Source organism: uncultured Bacteroides sp. (assembly GCF_937912035.1).
GTDB lineage: Bacteria > Bacteroidota > Bacteroidia > Bacteroidales > Bacteroidaceae > Phocaeicola.
This window is the reverse complement of record NZ_CALDPF010000063.1, coordinates 1-7558: the sequence shown is the minus strand read 5'-3', so window position 1 is coordinate 7558 and position 7558 is coordinate 1. Positions and strand designations below refer to the sequence as shown.

Below are 7558 nucleotides of genomic sequence, written 5' to 3'. Positions count from 1 at the left end.
TACAAATTTCCGTGTGACATTCTTAATGCTGTGGCGGAGATTTCACTGCCTTATAGTGAATCTCGTTATGCTAAAGTATCCTTGGGTAGAAGTGGTTGTCCTGTTAATGTGCATTTTTATGTTATCCATGTATATTAACTTTAGTCAGGAGGTTTAAGATGCTCTATTTCCGATTTAACACTGATAATTTCATAGCACCAAAGCAGATTCAATTTATTACACCTTATAAGGATGGGAAACCAATTTCAGAGACTTATACTGAGGAAGTTTCACTTAGCTTGGGCGAAATAGAAACTTATTTTTTTGAGAAACTTCGTACAGAGCTTGGATTGAATGAGATTGGAATCGGTCATGCTATGTATGATGTTCTGGATATCCCAAGTGACTCATTCAGCGTAAATGATGAGGCTGTAGGAAATTGTGACGGAGTATTGAAATATATTTTTTCAGAATATACAAAATTACCTATCAAAGAGTTGAATGATAAGTCATTACAAGATTTAGGTATAACAATAGAATTTTGTAAAAGGATTGAAAACGATAAAAATGAGCTAATGCTCAGTCATTATATGCAACAAAATGGATTATCCTATATCACAGAAGATGTTTTTGCAGATTGCCAGCCAAAACGGCCATCTGTGCCATGTTCGGCGGTCAGTGTGTGACATAATCGGCGGTCAGCCAAAGACAAATTAACCGGTCGGAAAACTGCCAGATATAATTAACTTATCTCCCTCAAAGGAGAAATATTATATCTGGAGGTCCGATTATGGATTACAAACGAGTGCTGAGACTTCACTTCGTGAATCACCTCAGCGGACGCGAGATCGCCGAAAGTTGCGGCGACTGCAGCAAAACTACTGTTAATGAGTTCCTGAAGCGTTTCAAGGAATGCCCGGAACTCACGTATCCTCTTTCTGAGGATGTCTAACGAATACATTGCAGGCTTACTGTTTATTGTTGTCTTTTCGTTTCATAACCTATCTTTCAAATTCATTTTGTACTATATTCTAGCTTATATTCCCTATGTCAATTATTTCTGGCGCATCAAACATGATATTCCCCCAATACATTGTTCTCCAATTAAGTTCTGTTTCTTCAGGTTCTCTAATATATATATCCATACCTGAGACACAATCCAAATCGGAACCGTTACCATATTGATCATTTTGAAAAAATACATATATCGTTTGATAATTGCCTGGGGCAAGTGAAGAAAAGTCATACTTAATCGTAATAAAAATGTCTGTTTCTTCTAATGAATCAAAAATATTGGGTATTATAGAAACTCCCACCGGCATTCCCCCGCTATCCTTGATTTCAAATCTTACCCCAATTCCTTTCACTGAACGATTATTTTTTATCCTAAATTTTACAGTAAAAAAATGGAAATACGCACTTAAATGCAGTTGTATCAACTGATTTAAGTGCGTGAATTGTTTCCGAAAGTTGTTGGGAAAAACTAACTTTTTTTAGAATTTGATAAATTTTTTTTAATATCTTGTAAAGTCCTATTTTTCAAGGAAAAATTAACATTTATTATATTTCCTATATCTTTTAAAACTGTATCATAATAATCAAATAAATAATAATTTTCATGATAATTACTACAGTTACAATTACTAAGGCTATCTAATATTTTTCCAACTGAATATTTTTTATCAAGTTTATGTTGTAATATTCTACTAAGTACTAAAGCAATGTAGCATGTAAGAAAATGTGCTTCAATGTGATCTTTTCTTGATACATATACTGGTCTGGATTTTAGTTCACTCTTTGTTACTTTAAATGTTTCTTCAATTCGCCATAAGCCTCTATAAATATCTATTATTTCATCATCTGTTTTGTCCATTTCGCTTGTTACTATAAGATAATAGCCATCATATTTTTCTTCTTCAACAATTTTTTCTTCGTCTATAGATAATTTAGATTTGGCTTTAATTATTTCTCCTGTTGTTTCATCAAATACTAAATGTTTTACATACTTACTGGCTCCAACACAATTTTTCTTATTATATTTTTGGACATTTCCAATTAAATCTTTTGCTTTCTCGATTGCTGGTTGGCGTTCTGCCTTTGCACGTTTAGCGTAATCTGCACTCCAAAATATAACTTGTTTTTCATCAACATTTTGTTTTATCTTTATAGTCTTTCCGTTTGAATCTTTTTTTGTTATGGTTATTTCTCTTGGATATAATCTAGATTTCTTTTTATATGTTTTTTCATTGTTATATGTATATCCATCTTCTTTCAATACATATTCTTTTAATTCGTTATTAGCGCCTCTAATACTAAGACTCATTACATATCCATTACCAATTGCTTTATTATAAGCTATATTATTTCCAGTGTTTAATCCCTTATCTGCAACAACTACAACTTTTCCGATATCATAATGTTTTTGAAGTTCTTGAACCATTGGTTTTAATGTTAAGCAATCATTTGTATTTCCTCTAAAAAGCTTATAGCACATTGGTAATCCAAGACTATCCATAAACAATCCCATTTGAACAATTGGATTTGGTTTATGTTCTTTACAAACACCTTTGGCTCTAATTTCATCTGCTTCATCGATTTCAAAATAATAATTTGTAACATCATAAAATACTGCTTCATTGCTTGGTTTGTATTGTTCTTGAATATGGTCATAAATATAATATTGAAGAATATCTTTTAATGGTTCTAAATATGTTAAAGCATTATATACTTCTTTTAATGAAAAATTAAAATTTTCGAAAAACATATCTTTATGGTCATATGTGGATTTTTTGGAGTCTGGGAATAATGCTCTTCCAAACACAAGCAATTTCATAATGTTGTTTATTTTAAATTCTGATACATCTCTATCTTTAAATTTATTTATTAAAAATTTATCAATTTCCAATTCATGATAAATTTTTGAAAGAGCAATATATCCAAAATTTTTTCGATTATATTCATTTTCTTTAAGTTCTTCTTGTGGATTTATTTTTATGGTTAATGGTACTTTGTTTTTTTCTTCTTCAATATTCATTTGGTTGACAATTTCAGTGAAATGAGAAATTGGGTCATGAAATTCTTTTTCTAAAACATCAAGATAACCTAACGATTTTATTAATACGGTTTTTGATTTGCCTGTTTTTTTATCTCTATAACCTGAAGCTATTGAAAGATAAGTTCTACCAGTTTTTTTATTAGTACTTTTCTTTAAATACATAACATGTCTCCTTTTTTATGATAAAAGAAGTATATCACATAACAGAACAAAACGCAACAAAAAACGAGAAAATATTTGACAAAAATTTAAGCCTTGATTTCAAGACTTTGAACTATATTAATTTATATACTTAATGTCAAACTACGGAACCTCTGATAGCCCACCAATAGGCACTTTCAAGCATTTTGAAAGTGTTTTTGTTTTACACTTGACAAAGCAGTATGATTCTTTTATAATATGGTGTAAATTAGATTCACTAATTTGCAAAAAACAAGAAATTAAAAAAAGGCTAATCATACGTTGCCTTTGAATATCTTGAAAAAACAACTAAAATATAAAAGGTGCAATCCATTGCAAGAGTAAGGAAATAAAACAAAAGTATTGATTTTACCACTACGTATGACTCTTAATCAAAAGACCCCCAGTTCGAGTCTGGGATGGTGCAGACAGTGATTGTAAAGCACTATTTAATTGTAGACGGTTTTCAACATTAGAAAAGACATTATTAAGCACAATGAACTCTTGTAAAAAAGCCGAAAATTTTTGGTCATCGACTATAGCCCTTTCTTTATTAATAACACGCATTTGTTTTTTAAAATAACATTTTGATGAAAGTATAATAGTTTTATTTAAGAAACTATCAAATCTTTCTTGCTTATAGAGATTGTTGTTTTCCATAAGTATTCCTCCCAAATTTCATATTTGGGTTTGACATTCCTATTCAAGAGGAACATATAGAAAACAAAACCTCCTTTCCATATAAATTATATTTAGATATAAAAATAGAGCGAAATAACCTGTTTAAGTAAAATTTTGTCGTAAGTATATCAACTATATATCCTTTGCAAATATGTTCTACTTAAACAGGCATATCAAACCCTGCAAGGATTATATAAAATTTTGAGTTGGTATTTTGTCGTTTTTTGTCGATGATTTTTTGGCAAAAAGCGGTTTTTGAAAATTAAGAAATTCGTAAAAGCCTATAAAATAGCCTTTCGACAAAATCAGCCATACTTCGACAATGTACATATTTTTCAATTGCTACGGTATGTTATGTTTTTTGAAGAGAATGTAAAATATACTTATACAAAGATATTTCTGTAGAGAGGTATATAAAATGGCATTAGACAGAGTAATGATTGGCGAAAGAATAAGAAAAATTAGAGAAGAAACAATTGAAACTCCACTTTGCCGACGATCATTAAAATTGATAGTAAACTCTTTCATTAGAAATGACCTCCATGATGTACACTTACAGAATAGTTTTATTCCAAAACAATTTTGGAATAGATTGTGTTAACTCAAACAGAAATAATTGTAGCGAGCATCGAAAAATAATCCATTTCATCAGGCTCTTTTTCTTCATGTCCAATAATTTGAACATCAAACATACCTTTCAAAAAAGCAATTTTTTCTTTTATGCTCCCAAAATTAAAGTAATTGTTAATTACTTCATCTGCTTCCGCAACAGTTTTTGAAGTCTCTAACAAAATCTTTATTTGATTTCTGCCTAATTTCATTTGTTTCACTCCCTTAAAATAATCATTTTACTATGCTGACCTTCGAGCTAAACTGCTCCATAGTAGAAAAAATAAGGATACTATGCAAAATATTGCCATATAATATTATCACATTTTACCCTAAAAATCAATATTTTAGCCTAAAGGGCCATAATAACCTGATTTTTATTTTCCAGTACAATGAATTTTATCATTTGTTATCTTTTATATGTATTAACAAATAATGTAGTAGTTCAGCTTGAAAATAGGGAAAATGTTGATTTTAAAGGAAAAATATGGTACAATGCTTGAAGCAATACTTTTGCAATACCTTTGAATGAAGTAAAAAAACATTTCGGAGGTATGAGCCTCCGAATAATTATGAGGAGGAAAAACAATGAGAATGAGGAATTTTAATTGGGACAACTTGGAAGCTGTTGAAAAAGGCTTGGTAGTAAAGTTCAAGTTTCGTGATGGTTCTACCAAAACAGGTGTAGTTTATTACCTTGCATATGCAGGACTTAGCGGTCCTATTATTAGATGCAACACGGAACATGGGCAAGCGTTTGCCATTTATTCACCTGCTCGTTCAAAGAGAGTTGAAAGCTTTGCTATTTTAAAAAGGCATTCTCCTGTGGCTAAATATGGCGAAAATGGTACATGGGATTTTGTAAGTAACCACTAATTCTCATTAATAAATTTAAAAGTCTTAAAGGAGGAATAAGAGGAGAAATTAACGTACGAGCATTAACTATTGTTGAAGAGTTATTCTCTTTAGCTGAGCCAACCTGTGAGGTTGTGTAAAAAGGGATGATTAAAGTATGAAGTTAGCACTTTCCTTGATTGCTGGAACTGCTATTGTTGCAGTTATCTTTTGCTTATGGTTAAACTGGGCAACTGAGCAGGAAGAACAGGAACACGAAAAAAAACAACAAGAGATTATCAAAACACTTATGCCCAATTGGTCTTTACGTAATGCAATGATTATAAATCGTGAAACTTGCGTTTGTCCTGAAAATATTAAATTTATCAACGGAATCATGCATCGTACACCTGATGAAAATGACCGACAAACTTGAATTTGTCAAAGGAGCGTGCCTGTTATGAGAATAAAGATAGAAAAACTATTCCTAAGAATTCTTTTTGGCAAATCAGCATTGAATGGTTATTATGTTGAACCAAAAGAAAAAGTTTCTAAGAACTATATATTTGACTCTGTCTTTCCAAGCTATGAAGCGATGGAAATTGCATTGGGACAGAAATCCAATCAATAAATTTGAAGAGAGGAAAATGATGATGATTAATTACGAAGAAGCAATCAAGGTATTGAAGGAACTGAAGAAAATGGCGAGACATGTGCAAGAAAAAGATGAGTATGTCCGCATGGATTTCCCAAGCAATAGTGTTGAAAATGAGAAGAGAGCTATTGTCGAGACGTTGGCGAGATTGGATTTGGATTGAGGTCCTTGTGAGAAAAGAAGTAAACAAAAATTCAATTTGATGAACCAATAAGACTTTTACACCAGGCACGGATATTTTCCGTGCCTGGTGTTTTAAAATCGGCAAAGTGTTGATTTTAAAGCAAAAATATGCCATAATGGCAAAGCAATAATTATTTTGCAATACCTTTGAATGAAGTAAAAAACATTTCGGAGGTATGAACCTCCGAATGATTATAAGGAGGGAAAAATGGAAATGCGGGATATTTTACAAACTATTGGAGGAGTACTAGCTATAGCAAGCATGCTTTTTTGGGATGTCTTTGTTATAAAAACATATATCTCTAGCAATAAAGATAAAGAATCAAAACAATGGCTTAGTCATGGAATAGTCTTAGGTACAGTATTGGGAATTATAATCTTTGTCCTATTTGATGGAATATCAATGCTTTTCTAAATGAAAAAAGTCTTAAAGGAGGAAATAATAAAAAATACTCATTTCTAAAAAAGAGGGTGACTTATATGGCAATAACAGAATATAGAAAAATCCAAATTGAACAAAGGGAGTTGGAAAATTATGGAAGGTGTATTGATTTTTCTCAGTGGCGTCATTGTTGGAAGCCTTATTACTGGAACATTTTTTAACCGGCTTCTTAGTGAAAAGAAGGAGGAACTGCGAATCATTAAGGGTCAGCTGACCGGACAACATCATTGCTGGTAAGGAGGAATAAAATGTTCGATAAGACTTTCTTTCGGGTGTTAAAAAGCAACCTGAAGTGTGCTGTTTGCGAGGTCAAACATTGTCCGGTTAAGTATTATCCGGAAAGACAAGTCAAGCATCATTACGAAGGTTCAAGATACATTATTCGGTGTCAAAAAGATGAAGAGGAAAGAAAAAACAGACCTCTTCCGTAAATCATATCATATTCCAGAAATAATAGAGAGATTTTTAAGTCTCTCTATTATTTTTTGATGATAAAATTCTTGTATATATTGCATATATGAATAATAAGGAAGATTAAAGAGGAGTCCTATTGGAACTCCTCTTTGTAAATATTACTTGCCCGACCACCTTGTTGAAATATTATAGTAGTGTAATTCTCTACTTGTTTTTTGTAATTTCTTGTGTTGCGCAATTAAGCCAATAATTGCAATAATAAATGCAACACTAAGAACTGCAATTATTATCAGCAATATAGTGACCAAGTCCATATGTTTTCCTCCTTAAATAATTATTTTGCAAGGATTATAATTTCACCATTCTTATTTATTTCGCATGGTTACGAATATTGGAAATGCTTATTATAATATAATTTCTTCAAATATACAAGTGTTTGTGCCATATGAGTTAAATTTTTCATGGCAAAAATGAATAAAAAAAGACTAGCCCAAAGACTAGCCAAACAGAAATACCTTGTGTATAA

At 31.2% G+C, this 7558-nt stretch carries 8 protein-coding genes; 5 read left to right on the top strand and 3 right to left on the bottom strand.

Going from position 1 to position 7558, the window contains the following annotated elements; translation table 11 throughout:
* Window positions 1–158: 158 nt before the first annotated feature.
* Window positions 159–665, top strand: a complete 507-nt coding sequence (locus tag Q0486_RS16135; RefSeq protein WP_299235812.1) for a hypothetical protein — start codon at window positions 159–161, stop codon at window positions 663–665.
* A gap of 345 nt (window positions 666–1010) precedes the next feature.
* Here Q0486_RS16135 and Q0486_RS16130 read toward each other — a convergent pair whose 3' ends face one another.
* The 3 genes from Q0486_RS16130 to Q0486_RS16120 form a co-directional block, all read right to left on the bottom strand.
* Window positions 1011–1346 (bottom strand): hypothetical protein, encoded by a 336-nt coding sequence (locus tag Q0486_RS16130; RefSeq protein ID WP_299235809.1) that lies wholly within the window; start codon window positions 1344–1346, stop codon window positions 1011–1013.
* 116 nt (window positions 1347–1462) lie between these two features.
* On the bottom strand, window positions 1463–3196 hold the full coding sequence (locus Q0486_RS16125) for an IS1634 family transposase (RefSeq protein ID WP_299235806.1): 1734 nt from the start codon (window positions 3194–3196) through the stop codon (window positions 1463–1465).
* 1301 nt (window positions 3197–4497) lie between these two features.
* Window positions 4498–4716, bottom strand: coding sequence for a hypothetical protein (locus tag Q0486_RS16120; protein WP_299235804.1), 219 nt, complete (start codon window positions 4714–4716; stop codon window positions 4498–4500).
* A gap of 382 nt (window positions 4717–5098) precedes the next feature.
* Between Q0486_RS16120 and Q0486_RS16115 the strand changes: the two genes are divergently transcribed.
* The 4 genes from Q0486_RS16115 (at window position 5099) to Q0486_RS16100 (ending at window position 6591) form a co-directional block, all read left to right on the top strand.
* Window positions 5099–5380 carry a hypothetical protein gene (locus Q0486_RS16115; RefSeq protein WP_299235802.1) on the top strand — a complete coding sequence of 94 codons (282 nt, stop codon included), beginning with the start codon at window positions 5099–5101 and terminating at the stop codon, window positions 5378–5380.
* 136 nt (window positions 5381–5516) lie between these two features.
* On the top strand, window positions 5517–5774 hold the full coding sequence (locus Q0486_RS16110; RefSeq protein WP_299235799.1) for a hypothetical protein: 258 nt from the start codon (window positions 5517–5519) through the stop codon (window positions 5772–5774).
* Between the two features lie 151 nt (window positions 5775–5925).
* Entirely contained in the window at window positions 5926–6156 is a 231-nt protein-coding gene (locus Q0486_RS16105; RefSeq protein WP_299235796.1) for a hypothetical protein, read from the top strand.
* Window positions 6157–6384: 228 nt separating this feature from the next.
* Complete coding sequence (locus Q0486_RS16100; RefSeq protein ID WP_299235793.1) at window positions 6385–6591, top strand: hypothetical protein; 207 nt, start codon at window positions 6385–6387, stop codon at window positions 6589–6591.
* Window positions 6592–7558 lie beyond the last annotated feature (967 nt).